This is a genomic window from Corallococcus sp. AB045, assembly GCF_003668895.1.
Classification (GTDB): domain Bacteria; phylum Myxococcota; class Myxococcia; order Myxococcales; family Myxococcaceae; genus Corallococcus; species Corallococcus coralloides.
Genome location: NZ_RAWN01000179.1, coordinates 1 through 19,113, shown reverse-complemented (window position 1 = coordinate 19,113; position 19,113 = coordinate 1). Strand labels below are relative to the sequence as shown.

General features: G+C 70.7%; 19 protein-coding genes. 13 read left to right on the top strand and 6 right to left on the bottom strand.

Going from position 1 to position 19,113, the window contains the following annotated elements; all coding sequences use genetic code 11:
* On the top strand, positions 1–1,223 hold a 1,223-nt coding region (locus tag D7Y21_RS31835; protein WP_121717614.1), incomplete at its 5' end, for a M56 and MltD domain-containing protein.
* Between the two features lie 110 nt (positions 1,224–1,333).
* On the top strand, positions 1,334–2,134 hold the full coding sequence (locus D7Y21_RS31830; RefSeq protein ID WP_121717612.1) for a hypothetical protein: 801 nt from the start codon (positions 1,334–1,336) through the stop codon (positions 2,132–2,134).
* A gap of 4 nt (positions 2,135–2,138) precedes the next feature.
* Here D7Y21_RS31830 and D7Y21_RS31825 read toward each other — a convergent pair whose 3' ends face one another.
* The 3 genes from D7Y21_RS31825 to D7Y21_RS42005 form a co-directional block, all read right to left on the bottom strand.
* Positions 2,139–4,961 (bottom strand): AAA family ATPase, encoded by a 2,823-nt coding sequence (locus D7Y21_RS31825; protein ID WP_120566630.1) that lies wholly within the window; start codon positions 4,959–4,961, stop codon positions 2,139–2,141.
* 90 nt (positions 4,962–5,051) lie between these two features.
* Complete coding sequence (locus D7Y21_RS31820) at positions 5,052–5,594, bottom strand: HNH endonuclease (RefSeq protein ID WP_120547468.1); 543 nt, start codon at positions 5,592–5,594, stop codon at positions 5,052–5,054.
* A 202-nt stretch (positions 5,595–5,796) separates the two neighbouring features.
* Positions 5,797–5,955, bottom strand: coding sequence for a hypothetical protein (locus tag D7Y21_RS42005; RefSeq protein ID WP_158627385.1), 159 nt, complete (start codon positions 5,953–5,955; stop codon positions 5,797–5,799).
* Between the two features lie 83 nt (positions 5,956–6,038).
* Between D7Y21_RS42005 and D7Y21_RS31815 the strand changes: the two genes are divergently transcribed.
* Positions 6,039–7,010: a quinone oxidoreductase gene (locus D7Y21_RS31815; RefSeq protein ID WP_121717610.1), complete on the top strand. Its 972-nt coding sequence runs from the start codon at positions 6,039–6,041 to the stop codon at positions 7,008–7,010.
* Between the two features lie 6 nt (positions 7,011–7,016).
* On the opposite strand, the gene D7Y21_RS31810 is transcribed toward D7Y21_RS31815, so the two are convergent.
* Complete coding sequence (locus D7Y21_RS31810) at positions 7,017–8,294, bottom strand: MFS transporter (protein ID WP_121717609.1); 1,278 nt, start codon at positions 8,292–8,294, stop codon at positions 7,017–7,019.
* Positions 8,295–8,413: 119 nt separating this feature from the next.
* Here D7Y21_RS31810 and D7Y21_RS43060 point away from each other — a divergent pair, with 119 nt between their 5' ends.
* Positions 8,414–8,659, top strand: coding sequence for a MarR family winged helix-turn-helix transcriptional regulator (locus D7Y21_RS43060; protein WP_233612356.1), 246 nt, complete (start codon positions 8,414–8,416; stop codon positions 8,657–8,659).
* A 201-nt stretch (positions 8,660–8,860) separates the two neighbouring features.
* On the opposite strand, the gene D7Y21_RS31800 is transcribed toward D7Y21_RS43060, so the two are convergent.
* Positions 8,861–10,834, bottom strand: coding sequence for a S9 family peptidase (locus D7Y21_RS31800; RefSeq protein WP_121717607.1), 1,974 nt, complete (start codon positions 10,832–10,834; stop codon positions 8,861–8,863).
* Positions 10,835–10,979: 145 nt separating this feature from the next.
* On the opposite strand from D7Y21_RS31800, the gene D7Y21_RS31795 reads away from it, so the two are divergent.
* Positions 10,980–11,429, top strand: coding sequence for a GFA family protein (locus tag D7Y21_RS31795; RefSeq protein ID WP_121717604.1), 450 nt, complete (start codon positions 10,980–10,982; stop codon positions 11,427–11,429).
* A gap of 54 nt (positions 11,430–11,483) precedes the next feature.
* On the opposite strand, the gene D7Y21_RS31790 is transcribed toward D7Y21_RS31795, so the two are convergent.
* Complete coding sequence (locus tag D7Y21_RS31790) at positions 11,484–13,139, bottom strand: FAD-binding dehydrogenase (RefSeq protein ID WP_121717602.1); 1,656 nt, start codon at positions 13,137–13,139, stop codon at positions 11,484–11,486.
* 100 nt (positions 13,140–13,239) lie between these two features.
* Between D7Y21_RS31790 and D7Y21_RS31785 the strand changes: the two genes are divergently transcribed.
* From D7Y21_RS31785 to D7Y21_RS31750, 8 genes are all read left to right on the top strand, one after another.
* Positions 13,240–13,473 carry a DUF1059 domain-containing protein gene (locus D7Y21_RS31785; protein WP_120566639.1) on the top strand — a complete coding sequence of 78 codons (234 nt, stop codon included), beginning with the start codon at positions 13,240–13,242 and terminating at the stop codon, positions 13,471–13,473.
* A gap of 78 nt (positions 13,474–13,551) precedes the next feature.
* Positions 13,552–14,256 carry a bifunctional 2-polyprenyl-6-hydroxyphenol methylase/3-demethylubiquinol 3-O-methyltransferase UbiG gene (locus D7Y21_RS31780; RefSeq protein ID WP_121717600.1) on the top strand — a complete coding sequence of 235 codons (705 nt, stop codon included), beginning with the start codon at positions 13,552–13,554 and terminating at the stop codon, positions 14,254–14,256.
* Positions 14,257–14,330: 74 nt separating this feature from the next.
* A complete protein-coding gene (locus D7Y21_RS31775; protein ID WP_121717597.1) occupies positions 14,331–14,897 on the top strand; it encodes a DNA-3-methyladenine glycosylase I in 567 nt (188 codons plus the stop codon).
* Positions 14,898–14,929: 32 nt separating this feature from the next.
* Positions 14,930–15,316, top strand: a complete 387-nt coding sequence (locus D7Y21_RS31770) for a VOC family protein (protein ID WP_120566642.1) — start codon at positions 14,930–14,932, stop codon at positions 15,314–15,316.
* A 94-nt stretch (positions 15,317–15,410) separates the two neighbouring features.
* The gene (locus tag D7Y21_RS42370; protein WP_199735525.1) at positions 15,411–16,964 is read left to right on the top strand and encodes a hypothetical protein; all 1,554 of its coding nucleotides are present in this window, start codon (positions 15,411–15,413) and stop codon (positions 16,962–16,964) included.
* Positions 16,965–16,967: 3 nt separating this feature from the next.
* Positions 16,968–17,378 carry a hypothetical protein gene (locus D7Y21_RS31760; protein ID WP_121717595.1) on the top strand — a complete coding sequence of 137 codons (411 nt, stop codon included), beginning with the start codon at positions 16,968–16,970 and terminating at the stop codon, positions 17,376–17,378.
* A gap of 43 nt (positions 17,379–17,421) precedes the next feature.
* Positions 17,422–18,504: a hypothetical protein gene (locus D7Y21_RS31755; protein WP_121717593.1), complete on the top strand. Its 1,083-nt coding sequence runs from the start codon at positions 17,422–17,424 to the stop codon at positions 18,502–18,504.
* Between the two features lie 108 nt (positions 18,505–18,612).
* Positions 18,613–19,113: hypothetical protein (locus D7Y21_RS31750; RefSeq protein WP_147469429.1), on the top strand; the 501-nt coding region annotated here is incomplete at its 3' end.

The following is a 19,113-nucleotide window of genomic DNA, read 5'->3' as shown; positions in this document are numbered from 1 at the left end:
TGGCGGTCCTGGCGTGGGAGCTGCGGCGGTATGCGCGCTTGCGGCGGAAGCTGGTGACGCTGCCCGTGCTTCGCCGCGTGGGCCGGGTGCGCGTGGTGCTGGGGGACGCGGCGGACGGCGCGTTCTCCGTGTGGTTCCCCGGTGGCGGCGCGTGGGCGGTGGTTCCCGCTGAAGTGTTGGAGGACTCGGAGGCGCTCCGGCTCACGGTGCGGCATGAGCTGCAACACCACCGGCAGCGGGACACGGTGTTTGCCTATGCGCGGCTGGGGTTCGACAGCGCCTTCTTCTGGAACCCGTTCGCTCGGGCGTTCTCGCGGTGGTTGGCGGAGCGTCAGGAGTTCGCCTGTGACGAGGCGCTCGTCACGGTGAAGCACGTGTCCGCGGAGGCGTATGCGCGGTGCCTGTTGCAGGCGTCGCTGCGTGTCCCTGCCGCCTTTTCTCTTCCCGCCGGTGTCACCGGCATGTCCCACCCCACTGTCAGGAGGATCCACATGCTGTTCCAGTCTCGTCCCCGCAGCTCCGTGCGCACCCTGGGTCTGTCGTTGTCGCTGGCGTTGGTGCTCGCGCCGCTGGCGTTGTGGGCGCAGGGCACGGTGCGGGGGCGCGCGGTGTCGTTGACGGAGGCCCGTGCGCTGGCGGAGGCGGGGCAGAAGGCAGGGGACCTGCCGGTGGTGGTGGATGCCGCCGTGGTCGAACAGCTCAACAAGTTCGTCACCACGCGGAAGGGCCGCGACTTCATGCGCAAGGCGCTGGCGAACCTCCAGGAGCACCGCGAGGCGATGACGGGCACGCTGCGCTCGCGCTCCTTGCCGGAGGGATTGCTCGCGGTGGCGATGGTGGAGTCGGCGGTGAGCAACCTGCCGGAGACGTCTCGCGAGCCGTCGATGGCGCCGGGGCCGAGGGGCGCGGGCGTGTGGATGTTCATTCCGGAGACGGCGCGTCGCTACGGCTTGACGGTGGAGGCGGGACGCGACGAGCGGCTGGACGTGGCGCGGGAGACGGAGGCCGCCGCGGCCCTCTTCCAGGCGCTGCATGAGCGCTACGGTGACTGGCGGCTCGCGCTCGCGGCCTACAACCAGGGCGAGGGCGTGGTGGACCGCGTCCTCTCGGAGACCGGTGTGCGTGACGTGAGCGAGCTGGTGCGCACCGGCAAGCTCAATGGCTACACCGCCACCGTGCAGGCGGGGGTGCTGCTGCTGCGCAACCCGCACCTGCTCGACTGAGCGTTTGTCCACCGCACGGTGGAATGTCCCCGCCGCACCGGGGTTCGGATGCGCGCCACCTTGCTTTCGCGCGAGGATGGCGACGCTCGGTGCCAGGGGTGGAAAACGTCATGAAGATCGTCGCGCTCGTTCGTCCCGCGGGTGAGGTTCCGGAAGCCGCCCAGGTGCTCGCCGCCGCCGCGGGCATGGCCCCGGCGGAGGCCCGCATGCGGCTGGCTCCCGAGCCTCCCGCCCTGATTGCACGCCTGGCTCCCGATGCGGCGGATGCCCTGGTGAAGGCCCTCCGGGACGCGGGGCTCGCGGCGCTCGCCATCGACGAGTCGGAGGTCGCGGAGCGAGTCACGGCTCGCACCGTGACGTTCGGCGCGGCGCAGGCGACGTTCACGCCCCGCTCGGGCGCGCCGCTCACCATGGCCTGGGAGGACGTGACGGTCATCCTCCGGGGCGCGTCGTCCCTGCGCACGCAGAGCGAGCATACGGAGAAGACGACGAAGGTGGCGCTGGGCACGGCCCTCATCACGGGGGGCCTGAAGATGACGAAGACGGCGGAGAAGAGCGTGCGCGGCTCGCAGGAGGAGACGTCGCAGGTCGTCTTCGTCTTCGACCGCGACGGCAGGGGCGCCGTGCTGCCGGAGGTGGGGTTCGACTTCTCATGCCTGGGGCCCGCGATGCAGCCGTCGCGCACCGCGAACATGGTGACCCTGGCGCGCCTGGTGCGTGAGCGCGCCCCGGCCGCGTTCTACGACGAGCGGTTGATGCGGCTGGGGCGCCGGCCCTTGCCCTTCGTGCTGGGCGGAGCCGTGCAGGTGGTTAGCGGCGCCACGTCCCACTCCCGCATCAACACCGCGCAGGGCCTGGACGTGCTCGCGGAGGCCCTGCGACTGGGCGTGGCCCAGGGCGACCTGCCCTGACGGCTCAGGACAGCGGCGTGGAGCCTTCCGGCGGCGGACGGGAGATCCACGCGGCGATGAACACATCCAGCTCGCCGCGCATCACGTCCTTCACGCGGGGCGTCCCCGCGCCCGTGCGTGGATCCTCCACGCGCGCTCCTCGGCCCAGGAAGTAGCGGCGGGCCTCGTCGGTGCTGGCACCCTGGCCGGCGACGACACGCGCGGCGATGCCCTTGAGCTCGTCCAGCTCCCCGGCGCCAATGAGCGTGAGCACGCGGCCCGTGGCCTCGTCCTTCGCGGTGACTTCGTTGCGCACGCGCTGCAGGTACTCGCCCTCGCGGCTCTTCACCGGCCGGCCTTCCAGCACCAGCAGCTCCCGCTCCACTTCTTCCAGAGGCCCGCCCCGGTGCACGCGCACGTACGCGCGCTGGCGCTTCTCGTCCTCCAGGCGGCGGTGCAGCCCCGCCTCTCCCGCGAGGAAGCCGTACGCGCCCGGTCCGGCGATGCGCACCACCACTCGCGCGGGGGCGTCCGCCTCCGCGATGGCGGTGGCCTCGTAGCCCCGGCGCTGCGCCCAGCCCAGGTACATGGTGGCCAGCTCCTGGACCCACACGTCCTGCAGCTCCGACGCGTCGCTGGCGCAGATGTCCACCAGCGCCTCGTTGTCCAACGTCGTGGCCCCGGCGGCCCGCAGCGCCTCCGCCATCTGGACCTCTCGCGCGACCTCCTCCACCTGCTTCGCGGCGGAGCCCAGCTGCACCTCGTTCTTCGCCTCGCGCACCAGCCGGCGCCCGAACTGGCACGCGGCCTCCAGGCGGTCCAGCTCTCCCAGCTGCGCCTCCACCGTGCGGAAGGCGCGGAGGACGTCCGCCGCGCGCAGCGAGTCGTCCCAGAGGTTGGGCGCCTGCGTCTCCGCGAGCAGCGCCGCGCGGCGCTGCTCCAGCTCCGTTCGCCCCGTGGACTCGGCGAGCGCACGGGCACGGCCCACCAGCCGGTCCATCTCGATCAGCAGCGACTTGCGGTCCAGCCGGCGCTTCACCGCCGCGGCCTTCGGCGTGGGCAACAGCAGCTGCGCCGTCACTTCACGGGGAGGTGGCACGGGCTCCGCGACCGCGACCACGCGGCCTCCGGGACGGGCCTCCACACGCACGGGCGTGCCCGGCGGCAGCGGCCTGCGCGCAATCTCCACCGCGAGCGCCGCGGTGAGCGTCTTCTCGATTTCACGCTGCAGGTAGCGCGCACCGAACTGCGGCGAATAGCCGCGCTCCACCAGCCGGTCCACCACCTCCGGTGTCACTTCCACGTCCAGGGCGCGGGCGCGGATGCCCTCGCGCTCCAGCACGCGGCCCACCTCGCGCTGGGCGATCTTGCGGATGTCCACGCGAGACAGCGGACGGAAGTGGCAGATGGCGTCGAAGCGGTTGAGGAACTCCGGGCGGAAGGCCTCCGCGATGCGGCGGTCCACCTCCGACACCTGCTCCTCGGCGCGCTTGTGCGCGGCGAAGCCCAGGCCCGCCTCGCGGTACACCTCCGAGCCCACGTTGGACGTGGCCACGATGAGCGTGTTGTTGCACGACACCGCTTCGCCCGCGCCGTTGACGAAGGTGCCCTCGTCGAAGAGCTGGAGGAAGCGGTCGTGCACGCTGCGCGCGGCCTTCTCGAACTCGTCCAGCAGCAGCACGGTGAACACCTTGCCGTCGAGCAGCGCGGACAGCTCTCCACGCCGCGTCTCCAGCGCGGGCGCCCACGACGCGCCGAAGGGGACGCTCTCGTCGCCGTCGTTGGGGTAGTCCGCCATGTTCAGGCGCACCAGCCTGTCGGCGGAGCCGAAGAGGTACTCCGCCAGCAGCTTCGCCAGCTGCGTCTTGCCCACGCCCGTGGGCCCGGCGAAGAGGAACACGCCCAGCGGGCGGCGCGGGTCGTTGAGCCCCGCCTTGAGCAGCGCCACCGAGCGCAGCACCGCGGCCACCGCGTCCGTCTGGCCGAGCAGCCGCTCCCCGAAGAAGCGCTCCGTCTCCTCCAGGTCCAGCGGCATCGCGTCGTCCACGACGAAGCGGGGCAGGCGCGTGGCGGCGCAGAAGCGGGTGAGCACGTCCTCCGGCCCCACGTGGTCGCGCGCCACGCCCGCGGCCTCCGCCGCCGTCTCCTTGAGCAGCTCGATGGCCTTGCGCGGCATGTGCTGCGCCAGGAGGAACTTCGCGGACAGGCGCAGCGCCAGGTCGCACGCGGCCGGGTCGATGGGCAGCCGCAGCTCGCGCTCCAGCTCCTCCGCCACGCGGCCGACAATCCACCGCGCCTTCTCCAGCGGCGGCTCGTTCAGGGGCAACAGGTGGAGCCGCTCGGCCAGGGCCTCATCGGCGCGCAGCAGCTCCTGCACGCGCTTGGGCTCGGTTTCGAAGATGAAGCGCAGGCCGCCGGTGCGCAGCGCGCGCACGGCCACCGGCGCCAGGGGCCCGCCCAGGGCCACCGGCAGGTCGCGGATGTAGACGATGGGGCAGGGGTGGCGGCCCAGGTGGGTGAGCAGCTCCTCGAAGGACTCGGCCGCCTGGCGCTGGGTGCTGCGCGCCAGGATGTTCGCGACGGACACCTCCACGAGCCGCGCCTGGGCCAGGTCGCCGTCCACGCGTCCTTCCGCGATGCGGCGGGCCACCTCCTGCACAAGCGCGCTCTTGCCCACGCCGGGCTCGCCCGCCAGCAGCGGGTGCTTGCCTCCGCGCGCCAGGAGCCCCAGCACCTCCGTCACGGAGGTGTCCACGCCGTGGGCGGCCGGCAGCTTGCCCTCGCGCGCCATCGCGGTGAGGTCGCGGTCGATGAGCCGCTCGTGGTCTTCGTTCTTCCTCGTCGCCATGGTGTGGTCCGGAACGCCCCCTCGACGTGCGGCACTCTAACCGTTGCGGCGCGGAAGCGAAGTCCCGGCCCATCCGCATGGGCCGGGACCCTACGCTTCCAGCTCCGTGTGCCAGTAGGCCACGTCCCTCAGGAACTTGCGCCAGGACAGGGGCAGGCCCTTCTCCACGAGGAACGACACGACCAGTGCGTCCGGCAGCCGCTTCGGCTTCGCGGGTACGGTGCGCAGCGTCATGCGCGCCTGCGCCGGGGTGCGGTTGCCCTTCTTCTGGTTGCAGGGCACGCAGGCGATGACGATGTTGTCCCAGCTCGTGCGGCCACCCTGCGCGCGCGGCAGCACGTGGTCGTACGTGGCCTCCGGACGGGTCACCTTGCGGCCGCAGTACTGGCAGCGGCACTGGTCGCGCTGGTAGACGTTCTCGCGGCTGAAGCGCACGCCGCGCGGGCCCTTCCACAGGGCGCGCACGAAGCGGATGACGGACGGCATGCGCAGCTCCACCGTCACCGAGCGGATGACGCGGTCCTCGTACTCCTCGACGACCTCCACCTTGCCCTGGACGAGCAGCATGACGGCGCGTTGCCACGGGATGCGTGCGACAGGTTCATAGGACTGGCTCAACACCAGCGTTTCCATGACACGGGGCCTTTCGGGCAGGACAGGCCGCCAGGGAGTCGAACCCTGCTCGTCCGGATTTGGAGTTCGGACTGCACCCGGTGCGCGGCCTATGGGTGGGAATCGGAAGGTGAACGGGAGCCGGACGTGAAGAAGGCCGGGTCCCCTTGTCGGGAGCCCGGCCTCCAGGGACATGCCGCGTCAGGGACGGGGCGTGACGCCTTCAGGAGCCGGGCGAGGCGAGGCGAAAGGACGCGAAGTCCCGCCAGCGGCACGTGGAAGGAGCGGTCACCGGGCTGGGACGCGAGGCCGCGTCGATGCCGTGACCGGAAGGATTCAGGTGCTTGAGGTTCATCGGGGACTGCTTCGTCGCCTGGCGCATCGGGACCGCTCCTTTCGCTCCCAGCGACGGCGGCGGAAATTCAGTCCTGACAGGCAAGCAGCGCGGACGTTAGGACTCTGAGCATGAAAGCCATCCGCTACCACCAGCAGGGAGGGCCGGAGGTCCTCCGTTGGGAGGACGCACCGGAGCCCGTGCCCGGGCCGGGCCAGGTCCTCGTGCGAGTCCATGCCGCGGGCGTGAACTTCGCGGACACCGAGCGCCGCCGGGGGCTGTACGACGCCCAGGCGCCCCTGCCGCGCATCCTGGGCAGCGAGGCCGCGGGCGTGGTGCGAGCGGTGGGGCCCGGTGTAGACCCATCCTGGGTGGGCCGCCGCGTGGTCGCCCTGACGAAGGAGGCCTACGCGGAGGCCGCGCTCGCGCCGGTGGAGGAGCTGCTGGTGCTGCCACCGGAGGTGTCCTTCGAGGAGGCCGCCGCGCTGCTGGTGCAGGGGCTGACGGCGTACCACGTGGTGCACACCGTGGGGCGCGTGGAGGCGGGGCAGACAGTCCTCATCCATGCGGCGGCCGGCGGCGTGGGGCTGCTCGCGGTGCAGCTGGCGAAGGCGGCGGGAGCGCGGGTCATCGGCACGGTGTCGGGCGAGGCGAAGGCGAAGCTCGCGCGGGACGTGGGCGCGGACGCCGTCATCCGCTACGACCAGGAGGACGTCGCCGCGAGCGTGCGTGAGCTGACGCAGGGGCGCGGCGTGGAGCGCGTGCTGGACTCCGTGGGCGCGAGCACCTGGCAGGCCAGCCTGGACGCGCTGGCGCCCTTCGGGCACCTGGTGAGCTACGGCAACGCCAGCGGCCATCCGCCGCACGTGGAGGTGGAGTCGCTCTACGCGAAGTCGATCACCGTGGGCGCCTACTGGCTGCGCACGCCCACGCCTCCAGAGGTGCAGCGCAAGGCGCGTGAGGCGCTGCTGGCGGAGGTCGTGGCGAAGCGCCTGCGCATCGTGGTGGGCCTGGCGCTGCCACTGTCCCGCGCGGAGGAGGCCCACCGCCAGTTGGAGGGACGGAACACGGTGGGCAAGGTCGTTCTGCTGGGCGAGGACTGAAATCCTTCAGTGCGTCGTAGGCGCGCCCACCACCGGCGGTGACGAAGCGGCGCCGCGCCCGATGCGCAGCACCACCAGCGCCGCCGCGAGGCAGATGACGCCCGCGACGACCCAGGCGGGCGTGTACGTCTCCAGCGACGTGCGGATGACGCCCGCGCCCAGCGCTCCCAGGCCCGCGCCCACCTGGTGCGCGGCCACCACCCAGCCGAAGGCGATGGGCCCGTCCTCCGCGCCCACCGTCTGCGTCGTCAGGCGCACCGTCGGCGGCACCGTGGCGATCCAATCCAGGCCGTAGAACACCGCGAACAGCGGCAGGCCAAAGACGGACATCTCGAAAGCGCTCGGCAGGTAGAGCAGCGCCAGCCCTTGCAGGCCGTAGTACCAGAACAGCAGCCAGCGGTTGTCGAAGCGGTCCGACATCCAGCCGCTCGCCGTCGTGCCCACCAGGTCGAAGATGCCCATCAGCGCGAGCAACCCCGCCGCGCGCACCTCCGGGATGCCGTGGTCCATGCACGCCGGAATCAGGTGCGTGCCCACCAGTCCGTTCGTCGTCGCGCCGCAGATGAAGAAGCTCCCCGCGAGCAGCCAGAAGTCCCGCTTGCGCGAGGCCCGCCCCAGCGCCCCCAGCGCGTTGGCCAGGGGATTCACGCTGGATGGCTTCACCTCTTCGTCCTCCGGCGCGGCCCCGTAGGGCTTCAGCCCCACGTCCGACGGCCGGTCGCGCACGAGCCATGCGACCAGCGGAATCACGCACGCCACCACGCCCGCCACGGTGAAGGACACGACGCGCCAGCCGTGGTGCTCCACCAGCATCGCGAGCAGCGGCAGGAACACCAGCTGCCCCGTGGCGGTGCTCGCGGTCAGCACGCCCATCACCAGCCCGCGCCGCGCGACGAACCAGCGCTGCACCACCGTGGCGCCCAGCACCATCGCCGTCGTGCCCGTGCCCAGCCCCACCAGCACGCCCCAGAAGAGGAGCAGCTGCCACGGTGCGTGGATGAAGTCCGTCAGCGCCACACCCACCGCGATGATGCAGAGTGACACGAGCGTCGTGCGCCGGATGCCGAACTTCTGCATCAGCGCCGCGGCGAACGGCCCCACCAGCCCGTAGAGCACCAGGTTCACCGACACGGCCGAGGAGACGAGGGCCCGGCTCCAGCCGAACTCCCGCTCCAGCGGGACGATGAAGACGCTCGGGGTCGCCCGCACGCCCGCAGCGCACAGGAGCACCACGAAGATGGCCGCGGCCATCACCCACGCATAATGAAGCCGGTGTGCCCTCATGACGGTGTCGCCTTCAAGCGGGCACGCCCGGGCCCACGTATAGTTCCCGGCAGCGATGTCCCAAGACGATCTCCAGCGCACCCTCTGCAACTGCCTGGCGCTGCGGCAGGCCAGCCGCCATGTTCACGCAGTTCTATGATCAGGTGCTCGCGCCCAGCGGCCTCCGGACGACGCAGTACTCCATCCTCCACCGCGTCCAGACCCAGGGCCCGCTGACCGTGAACGCGCTGGCGGATCAGCTCGTCATGGACCCCTCCACGCTCACCCACAACCTGCGGCCCCTCTTGATGGACGGCATCGTGGTGCTGGAGGTGGGCCGCACCGACCGGCGCCAGCGAGCCATCGCCATCATTCCGGAAGGGTAGGGCGTCTACCGCAAGGCCCGGCCTCTCTGGCTGCGCGCCCAGGCGGACTTCGAGCGCGTCGTGGGCGACACCCAGGCCTCCGCCCTGCGGGACCTGCTGGCCACTGTCTCGCGAACCCCGCTGGGCGAAGCCGCCGCGGCGACGAGAGGCCCTCCTGCTTCCAGGGCTCCCTCCCGTCGCCGCAGTTGAACGCCGCCGTCCTCAGGGTTTGGGGGCCGTGGCGGTGGCGGGCTTCAGGTAGCGGTCGAAGAACTCCAGGACGCGCCGGTCCACCTCCGCCTCGTTCTTCTTCTTCTTGAAGCCGTGGCCCTCGTCGGGGAGCAGCAGGTACTCCACGGGCACGCCGTTCTTCTTCACCGCCGCCACGATGTCGTCCGACTCCGCCTGGGGGACGCGCGGGTCGTTGGCGCCCTGGACCACGAACAGCGGCTTCTGGATGCGGTCGGCGTGGAAGAAGGGGGAGATCTCCTTGAGCATCGCCTCCTGCGTCTCCGGGTTGCCCATCTCCTGGAACATGGCCTGACGGAAGGCGCCCCACTCGGGCGGCATGCTCTTCAGCGTGCGCAGCCAGTTGGACGGGCCGAAGACGTCCACGCCCACGTCGAAGGCGTCCGGGTGGAAGGCGAGCGCCGCCAGCACCATGTAGCCACCGTAGCTGGCGCCGAGGATGCCCACGCGCGAGCCGTCCACGTACGGCAGGCTCGCCAGGTACTTGCGCGCCTCCACGCAGTCGCGCAGCGGATCCTTGCCGTGCTTCTGGTCATCCGCCTTCAGGAACGTCTTGCCGTAGCCGGCGCTGCCCCGGTTGTTGATGCCCAGCACCACATAGCCGCGGTTCACCAGGTACTGGACGAAGTTGTTGTAGCCCCGGCTCGTCTGGCCGCCGGGGCCGCCGTGCACGTAGACGATGGCGGGGGCCTTGTGCTCCGCCGTCGCCTGGTGCGGCTTGAAGAGCAGGTTGGGGATCTCCATCCCGTCGAAGGACTTGAAGCGCACCACCTGCGCGTCCACCAGGTTCTCCGGGTCGAGCTCGCGGCTCATCGTGTCCGTCACGCGCCGGGTCTTCTTCGTGGCCAGGTCCAGGACATAGAGGTTCGCGGAGGTGCGGTCCGTCTCCAGTTGGACCGCCAGCTGCTTCTCGTCACGGGAGAAGACGACGTCGGAGATCATCCCGGCGGGGAGCTGCGTCAGCGGAACCTGGGTGCCGGCCTTCACGTCGTGCAGGCGCACCTCGACACCGGCGTCCACGTTGATGATGGAGACGCGGAACGCCCCCGAGCGCGAGAAGTGGGTGCCGAAGATGTCCCAGTCCGCCTTCTCCACGTCCTCCCACTTGCCGGCCTCCTTCGCCGGGCGCACCACCCGGGTGAACTCCGAGCCGTCGTCCGTGATGACGTACAGCTCCCCGGTGACGGGGTGGATGTCCCCCACGCGGTAGCTGGCCGCGCCCGTGTGGGGCGTGAGGTTCTTCAGCGTCTTCGTCGCGACGTCGTAGCGCCACACGTTGCGGTCCGACGTGGTGACCGCCTCCTCCAGCGCCACCCAGCTCTCGTCCGGGGCCACGGCGGCGACGCCGAACCCCTTGTCGTTCTGGACCAGGAGCGTGCGCGCGTACGTCTTCGCGTCATGGCGGTACACGTCCATGGCGCCCGGGTCGCGCTCGTTGGTGGTGATGTAGAACGCGCTGTCGTCGTGGCTGAAGCCCAGGAAGTGGGCCACGCCCTGCTTCATGGGAGTGAGGTCCTTCTCCTTGCCGTCCGGCGTGCGCACGTAGACGTGCGACTGCTCGTTGCCCTCCTGGTCGCGCTCGAAGAGGAAGCGGCTGTCGCGCGGAAAGGTCCCGACCACCCGGATGCTGTCCGTCTTCGAGCGCGTCAGCGCGGTGGGCCTGCCCCCACCCACCGGCACGCTGTGCACGTTGAAGATGCCGGACGCGTTCGACGAGAAGAGCAGTTGCTTGCCATCCGAGGTGAAGACCGGGGCCATCACCTCCGTGGACCCCATGAACTGCTCCACCGAGTACTGCTTCGACGGCCGGGCCGCCGGCGCGCCCGCGGCCGCCTTCACCGCCGAAGCGGGCTTCGTGGCGGGCGGGGTGGCGGGTGGTGCGGCCCCCAGCAGCGGCAGGAGCAACGTCGAGGCAAGGACACGGGACAGGGACTTCCACGCGGGCATGCGGCCTCCGGGAACGGCGGACCGGGGCACTCTGGGCCTGGCCCCGCCGGGTTCAACAGGGGAGGGCGACAAACCTGACATAAGGCTGTCACGGGCAGGGGCGACATTGGGTTCGTTCCCACAACGCGGCACCGGAGCTTTCGCCATGACCCAGAACGACCCTCAGAAGACCCCTGCCCTGCGCGGCCTGCACACCTACGCGGGCGGCTGCCTGTGTGGCGCCGTGCGTTACGAGGCCACCGTGGACCTGTCGGACGTGACCCGCTGCAACTGCACCATCTGCATGAAGTACGGCTACGGCGGCGGCGCGGGGATGAAGCCGGACGCCTTCCGGCTCCTCAAGGGCCAGGACGCCATCAAGAAGTACGGGCGCGACGGCAGCCCCAACACGCGCAGCTTCTGCGGCCGCTGCGGCGTCGTGTGCTTCGGCGACGGCGACGTCCCGGAGCTGGGCGGGAAGTTCGTCTCCATCTACGTCAACACGCTGGATGACGTGGACCCGTCGCTGCTCGACTTCAAGTACTGGGACGGCCGGCACGACAACTGGATGGCCGGGGCTCGCTCCACGCCGTGGCCCTTCCAGGCCGCCGCCTGAGGACGCCCGGAGGGGCAGGGGCCTTTACGCGCCCCTGCCCGTCACCGCCCATGACTACACATTCCCCGCGGCGGCCCGGCCCGCGGCGCGGCCGGAGAAGATGCAGCCGCCCAGGAACGTGCCTTCCAGGGCGCGGTAGCCGTGGACGCCACCGCCTCCGAAGCCGGCCACCTCACCTGCCGCATAGAGCCCTGGGATGGTCTTCCCCTGGGCGTTGAAGACGCGGCCCTGGAGGTCCGTCTCGAAGCCGCCCAGCGTCTTGCGCGTGAGGATGTTCAGCTTCACGCCGATGAGCGGCCCCGCCTGGGGGTCCAGGATGCGGTGCGGCTTCGCGGTGCGCACCAGCTTGTCACCCCGGTAGTTGCGCGCCTGGCGGATGGCGGCCAGCTGCAGGTCCTTGCTGAAGGGGTTGTCCATCTGGAGGTCGCGGGCCTTCACCTCCCGCTCCACCGTGGCGAAGTCCAGCAGGGGGGCTTCCGTCTTCGCGTTCATCCCGGCGACCAGGTCGCGCAGGTTGTCGGAGATGACGAAGTCCTCGCCCTTCTCCTTGAAGGACTCCACCGGGCCCATGGCCTTCTTGCCCACGGCGCGGTTGAGCACGCCCAGCCAGTCCTTGCCCGTGAGGTCCGGGTTCTGCTCCGAGCCGGAGAGCGCGAACTCCTTCTTGATGATCCACTGGTTGAGGATGAACCAGGTGTGCTCGTGGCCCGTCTTGAGGATGTGCTCCAGCGTGCCCAGCGTGTCGAAGCCGGGGAACAGCGGCGGCGGCAGGCGCTTGCCGGTGGCGTCCAGCCACAGCGAGCTGGGGCCCGGTAGGATGCGGATGCCGTGCCGGGGCCAGATGGGGTTCCAGTTCCGCAGGCCCTCCGTGTAGTGCCACATGCGGTCGCGGTTGATGAGGCGTCCGCCCGCGGCCTCCGTGATGGCGATCATCCGGCCGTCCACGTGGTCGGGCACGCCTTGAATCATGAACTTCGGCGCGGGGCCCATGCGCTGGGGCCACGCCTTGCGCACCAACTCATGGTTGCCGCCAATGCCGCCGGACGTGACGATGACCGCGCTCGCGCGCAGCTCGAAGTCACCCACCGTCACGCGCGAGCTGCTGGCGCCTCGGGGGACGTCCGTGGGCTCCAGCAACATGCCGCGCACGCCCACCACGGCGCCGTTCTGCGTGAGCAGCTCGTCCACGCGGTGGCGGAAGTGGAAGGTGAGGGTGCCCTTGGCCTCCGCTGCCTTGGCGCGGCGGACGAAGGGCTCCAGCACGCCGGGGCCGGTGCCCCAGGTGACGTGGAAGCGGGGGACGGAGTTGCCGTGGCCCACGGCGCCGTAGCCGCCTCGCTCCGCCCAGCCCACCACGGGGAACCAGCTCATGCCCTGTTGGACGAGCCAGGGGCGCATCTCGCCCGCGGCGAAGTTGACGAAGGCCTCCGCCCACTGGCGCGGCCAGTGGTCCTCCTCGCGGTCGAAGGCGGCGGTGCCCATCCAGTCCTCCAGCGCGAGCGCGTGGGAGTCCTTGATGCCCATGCGCCGCTGCTCGGGCGAGTCCACGAGGAACAGGCCGCCGAACGACCAGAACGCCTGGCCGCCCAGGTTCTGCGGTCCCTCCTGGTCCACCACGGCGACGCGCTTGCCCGCATCCGCGAGCTCGGTCGCGGCGACGAGTCCCGCGAGCCCTCCGCCCACGACAATGACATCCACTTCCTGTCCCATGCGTGCCTCCCGGTAGCACCTGGCGCGCGGATGATAGCGGTTCGCGCGAATTGCGCGTGGCCCTTCACATGCGCAACTCAGAAGGGGAGGTGAATCAGCCATGTCACGCAAGACAATGGATTGCCGGGAGGCCCCCAGCGAGTCCAACTGCTCGCTGACCATCACCGGCGAGGAGGACGAGGTGCTGCGGGCCGCGGTGGAACACGCGGTGTCCGTCCATGGGGAGAAGGACAGCCCCGAGCTGCGGGAGATGATCCGCGGCTCGCTCAAGGACGAGGCGCCCATGGGTGTCCCCATGCGGAGCCCCGAGCCCGCGCGGCCGGGCATGCAGTGAAGCGTCCTCCGAAGCGCCGGGGGGCTGGCCTGGAGGCGGACCGGGCGCCACGGCGCTCCGGAGGGTAGAGTTCCGCGCATGGACTCAGGAGTGAAGGGCAACACGGGACCGCTGGGCCATGACGCCGCCGCCTACGCGCAGCGTCAGGAAGGGCTATCCCCGGAGCCGCTGCGGGACGCGGCCTGGAGCGTGGCGGGGCAGCGGGCCTTCGGCGTGGTGCTCGACGTGGGCTCGGGCGGTGGCGGGTGGATCCGCCGGCTGCAGCGGAACCCGGCCGTCGAGCGCATCCTCAGCACGGATATCCACGACGCGGGCGCCAGCCGCCTGCAGGGCGTGGAGTTCCAGCTGCGGGACGTGTCCCGGGACGCGCTGCCGTGGGGCGACGCGTCGGTGGACTGGGTGTTCGCCATCGAAGTGCTGGAGCACCTGGCCAACCCGCGCCACTTCGTGAAGGAGGCCTTCCGCGTGCTCAAGCCCGGAGGCCACCTCTTCTTCACCACGCCCAACAACGACAGCCTGACGGCGCGGCTGTCCTTCCTGGTCCGGGGCTACTTCCCCGCGTTCTGCGAGCAGGACTACCGGGACTCCGGACACATCACGCCCATTACGGAACTGGACGCGCGGCGCATGGCCGTGGAGGCGGGGTTCCAGTCCATCGACTTCGACTACCCGCTGCCCGGGCGGATTCCCCGCAGCAGCGTGTACTGGCAGCGGTTCCTGCCGGGGCTGCGCGGCCGGTGGTGGAGCGACGGGCTGTTCGCGCTGCTCACCCGGCCGCGCTGAAAAAGGCCCACACTGGGACTGGTCGCCTGTTCAGTCTCCATGGTAGCCCTGCCGCGAACCAGCGAGGAGCGCGGATGCAGCAGCGTTGCGTGTGGGTGGGAGCGGATCCGCTGTACCAGACCTACCACGACGAGGAGTGGGGCGTGCCGGTGCGCGACAGCCGCGCGCTCTGGGAGATGTTGATGCTGGAGGGCTTCCAGGCGGGGCTCGCGTGGATCGTCATCCTGCGCAAGCGCGAGGCCTTCCGGAAGGCGTTCAAGGGCTTCGACCCGAAGGTGGTGGCGCGCTTCACGGAGAAGGACGTCACGCGCCTGATGGCGGACGAGGGCATCGTCCGGGCACGCGCGAAGATTGAAGCGACCATCGGCAACGCGCGCGCCTGGTTGAAGATGCAGGAGGCGGGCGAGGACTTCTCCTCGTTCGTCTGGGGCATGGCGGGCGGGAAGCCCATCCGCAATGTGTGGAAGGGCCGGGGCGACGTGCCGGCGAAGACGGAGCTGTCGGAGGCGTACTCCAAGGCCTTCAAGCAGCGCGGCTTCAAGTTCGTGGGGCCGGTCATCGTCTACGCGTGGATGCAGGCCACGGGCATCGTGGATGACCACACGGTGGACTGTTTCCGGCACGGCGTGCGGCACCGGTGAAGTGAACCGACGAAACACCCAGGAGATACGGAATGCGGATCAGCGTGACGAGCGTGATGGTGGATGACCAGTCCAAGGCCCTGAAGTTCTACACGGAGGTCCTGGGCTTCGTGCTGAAGGTGGACATCCCGATGGGAGGGGAGCACCGGTGGCTGACCGTCGTCGCGCCGGACGCGCCGGAGGGCACGCAGATCCTGCTGGAGCCCATGGGCTTCGCGCCCGCGCGTGTGTTCCAGAAGGCGCTGTTCGACGCGGGCATCCCGTTGACGTCGTTCGGCGTCGACGACTGTCAGGCGGAATATGAACGCATGGTGAAACTCGGCGTGGTGTTCCGCAGCAAGCCCACCGTCATGGGCCCCGTCACGGTCGCTGTCTTCGAGGACACCTGCGGCAACCTCATCCAGATGGCGCAGGTGTAACGAGCCGTGTATCGGCCGTTCGTCGTATGTCACCCCGAGTCAGCCAGGGTTTACGCTGTGTCCTGGGTTTTCATGCTGACGGAGGGGGGATGTCATGACGATGCGGATTCAATCCAGGGTACCGCCGCAGGAGCCTCGCAAGGGGCTCGCGGCGGGAACGGCACGAGGCAATACGACGCAGGGGACGCCGGCGCATGCGCCGGAGGTGGCGGCTCGCCGGGCGGGCTTCTCCGAGCAGAGCGCGTTCGTCTCCAAGCAGCCGGACGTGACGTCCACGCTCAAGCGCGAGTTCGGGGCGCTCGCGTCGGACAAGCAGAAGTTCCACGAGACGATGCGGACGGTCTACGGCGAGGGCTACGACGCCGCCAAGGCCGAGCAGTTCCGGCAGCAGGCCCTGAAGGGCGACTTCGGCTGGCTGCCGCCGGTGCGCACGGTGTCCGCGGAGACGCTGAACGGGGCCAACGGCGCCTACGACGCGGAATCCGGCACGGTGCTCATCAATGAGTCGCTGGATCCGTCGCTGGCGGCCTCCACCTACGTGGAGGAGGCGGGCCACCACCTGGACACGAAGCTCAACACCGAGGACACCCAGGGCGACGAGGGCGAGCTGTTCCGCCGCCTCCTGTCCGGGGAGAAGCTGTCCTCGAAGCAGGTGGCGGACATCCGCGCGGAGAACGACAAGGGCACCATCGTCGTGGACGGCAAGGCGAAGGAGGTCGAGTTCTGGAACCCCTTCAAGGCCATTGGTGACGCGGCCAAGGCCGTGGGTGGCGCGGTCACCACCGCGGCCAAGGCCGTGGGCAGCGCGGTCACCACCGCGGCCAAGGCCGTGGGCGGCGCGGTCACCACGGCGGCGAACTGGGTGGGCAACGCGGCGAAGACCGTCTGGAGCGGCGTGAAGACCGTGGCCAACCGCGCGGGCGACGGCCTGCGCAGCCTGTTCACCGGGGCCATCAGCACCGTGGTGGGCGCGTTCCGCAACGTCGGAGAGGGGGTGGGCACCTTCTTCGGCGGCATCGGCAAGTTGTTCCAGGGCAAGTTCGGTGAAGGCTTCAAGCAGATGGGGCTGGGCCTGCTGAAGACCGTCGTGCAGACGCCGGTGGATGCCTTCCTGATGATGGGCGGACGGGCCCTGAGCGCCATCCAGACGCTGATTGGCGTGGAGCCGCCCGGGCGCAAGCTGTCGGACAGTGAGATCGCCACGCTGCGCAGCGTCTACGGGGACTCCATCGACTACTCGCAGATGCGCATCAAGGAGGGCAGCTCCGGCCTCTTCAGCACCACCGGGCGCGCGTTCACCCACGGCAACACCATCTACATCCCGCCGGACAACCTGCCCCTGACGCCGGACCTGCTGGTGCACGAGTCGGCGCACGTCTGGCAGCACCAGAACGGCGGCACGGACTACATGAGCGAAGCCCTGGTGGCCCAGCACATCGGAGACGGCTACGACTTCGAGAAGGGCCTGGACGCGGGCAAGGCCTGGAACGAGCTCAACCCCGAGCAGCAGGCGGAGTTCCTCCAGCAGGCCCAACTCGCGGGCTACTTCGCCAACCCCGCCGCCGGCTTCCACTTCAACGGCAAGGACTACACGGCGCAGATTGAAGCGGCCATCGCCCAGGTGCGGGCCGGAAAGGGAGCGCCGTAGGCCATGCGGTCGCCGCGCCTCGCCAACCTGGGGTGGGCCTGGGTCCTGCTCCTGCTGCTCACCGCGTGTCGTCCGGTCCTCCAGGTATCCCTGGTGGCGAGCGCGCGGCATCTGCCCGCTCCGCGCTTCACCGTGGAGGATCCGGAGCACGTGGATCGCCCCCGCTACACCACCGTCCAGGTGCTGGACCGGGCGGGGGAGATGTACTGGCAGCTGCGGGCGGAGCCGTACGGCGACCTGGCCAGCGTGGCCTCGCTGACGTACGGCGAGGCGCCCCCCGGCTTCACCGTGCTGGACGGGCCCCGGGCGCTCCAACCCGGGGGCCGCTACGCCCTGTACGTGGTGGGCAAGAACCGGGGCACGCTCCACTTCGACGTGGACATGGAGGGGCACGCCACGGAGGTCTCCCCCTAGCGTGAAGCCCCGGGCTCCCGGGGTGTTGCGCTAGCGTGGAGCCATGTCTTCGGAGCGCAGCAAGGGCCGTGTCCGCACGGTGGAGGAAGGGTTGGGGCGGCTCTCCTCGCGTGATGCGGGTTCACGCGAGGAGGCGGTGTCGGCGTTGGAGGAGCTGCTGGTGTCCGGGACGCCGGAGTCGCGGGAGCAGACCGCGCGGGCGTTGTTGGAGGAACTGGGCCGGCCCGGAACAGCGGTCGCGGAGCCGCTGCTGTTCGTGTTGCAGCGCGACTGGTGGCCCCCTCAGGCGGGCCTCACCGGCCTCGCCGTCCAGAGCGTGCTGGCGGTGCTGGCGCGGATGGACGCGGAGTCGCCGGCGCTGGAGAACGCGGCGACCGTGCTCACCATGGTGTGCCGGGTGGATCCGCCCCAGCTCACCGCGCTGGATGGGATGTTCCAGCACCCGAGCGTCGCGGTCCGCAGCGCCATGGCGCGCATCGTGGGACGGCTGGGCACCGCCGGGGCGTCCGGGCTGCCCAGGCTGCTGGAGCTGCTGGAGGACGAGGAGCCCGTGGCCCTCTCCGCCCTGGAGTCCCTGGCCGCGCTCGCCCATCTGGCGCCGACGCTCACCGCGCCCCGGTTGCTGGAGCAGGTGCGCACGTCGGATGGCGCGCGCCTCTACCTGGCGCTGGTCTCGCTGCGGGGCCTGCTGGAAGAGCTGTACCTGGAAGATGAGCCCGCACCCTCGTTGCCGGACCAGGAGTCCGTGCTGCTGCGCACGCTGACCGCGCCCGAAGCGCCCATCCGGCAGGAAGGGGCGACCCTGTTGGGATTCAGCGGCCCCTTGTCGCCCGCCGCCGTCGCGGCCCTGCGCGAGCACCTGCGGGACGAGAGTCCCCATGTGGCGGCCCGCTCCGCCGTGGCGCTGGTGCGCTCCGGAGCCCCGGCGGCGGAGGCCCTCTTCCTGCTGAAGGGACAGCTGGGCCCGGCCGCGTCGCGCGAGCTCCAGGAGGCCGCGGTGGCCGCGCTGATGGATGCGGGCCCGGACCAACTGGGCCGGGCCAGGGGGATGCTGGAGACGGTGGCTCGCGACGCGGCGGGGCTGACGCGCGAGGCCCTCTTCGAGCTGCTGGGACAGCTTCCCTGACGGCGGGACCCGCCGCGTCCCCCTCCACCCCCTGTCTTGACGGGGTCGCACTTCGCGGCCCAGGATTGGGAGTGCAGCACCGTGGGAATAATCCCATGAGGGGGAAACATGGCTGGCTTCTTCGACGAAGAGGACGAGGCTCCGCAGTCCAACACCGCGCGGGTGGAAGAGGTGCGGCTCCGTCCGCGCGGGCCCACCCCGCCCCAGGAGGAGTTTCCGCATCCGGGCCGGAAGCCTGGAGCGGGGTTCTTCTCCGACGCTCCCGAGCCGCTCCGGCGTCCCGGAGGCCAGGCGGATTTGCAGATGCCGGCCGTCATGCCGGATGACGAGGGGGGCTTCTTCGGGAGCAACCGCTCCCAGACGGAAGACCCCTTCAGCATGCCCTCCTCGGGGGAGGAGCCGGCGGAGGACCCGGTCATGGCCGGCATCGAGGCCGCGGGGAATGGCCGTTCCGCGAGCCAGCAGCAGCGGGACAAGACCTACGACGCCATCGGCAAGGTCGCGGGGGCCGTGGGCCTGGTCTCCGGCGTGGCGGACCTCGTGTATCCGGGCAGCGGCCCGGTCTTGAGGGGCGTGGGGAAGGCCATTGGCGGGGGTGCCGTGGTGGGA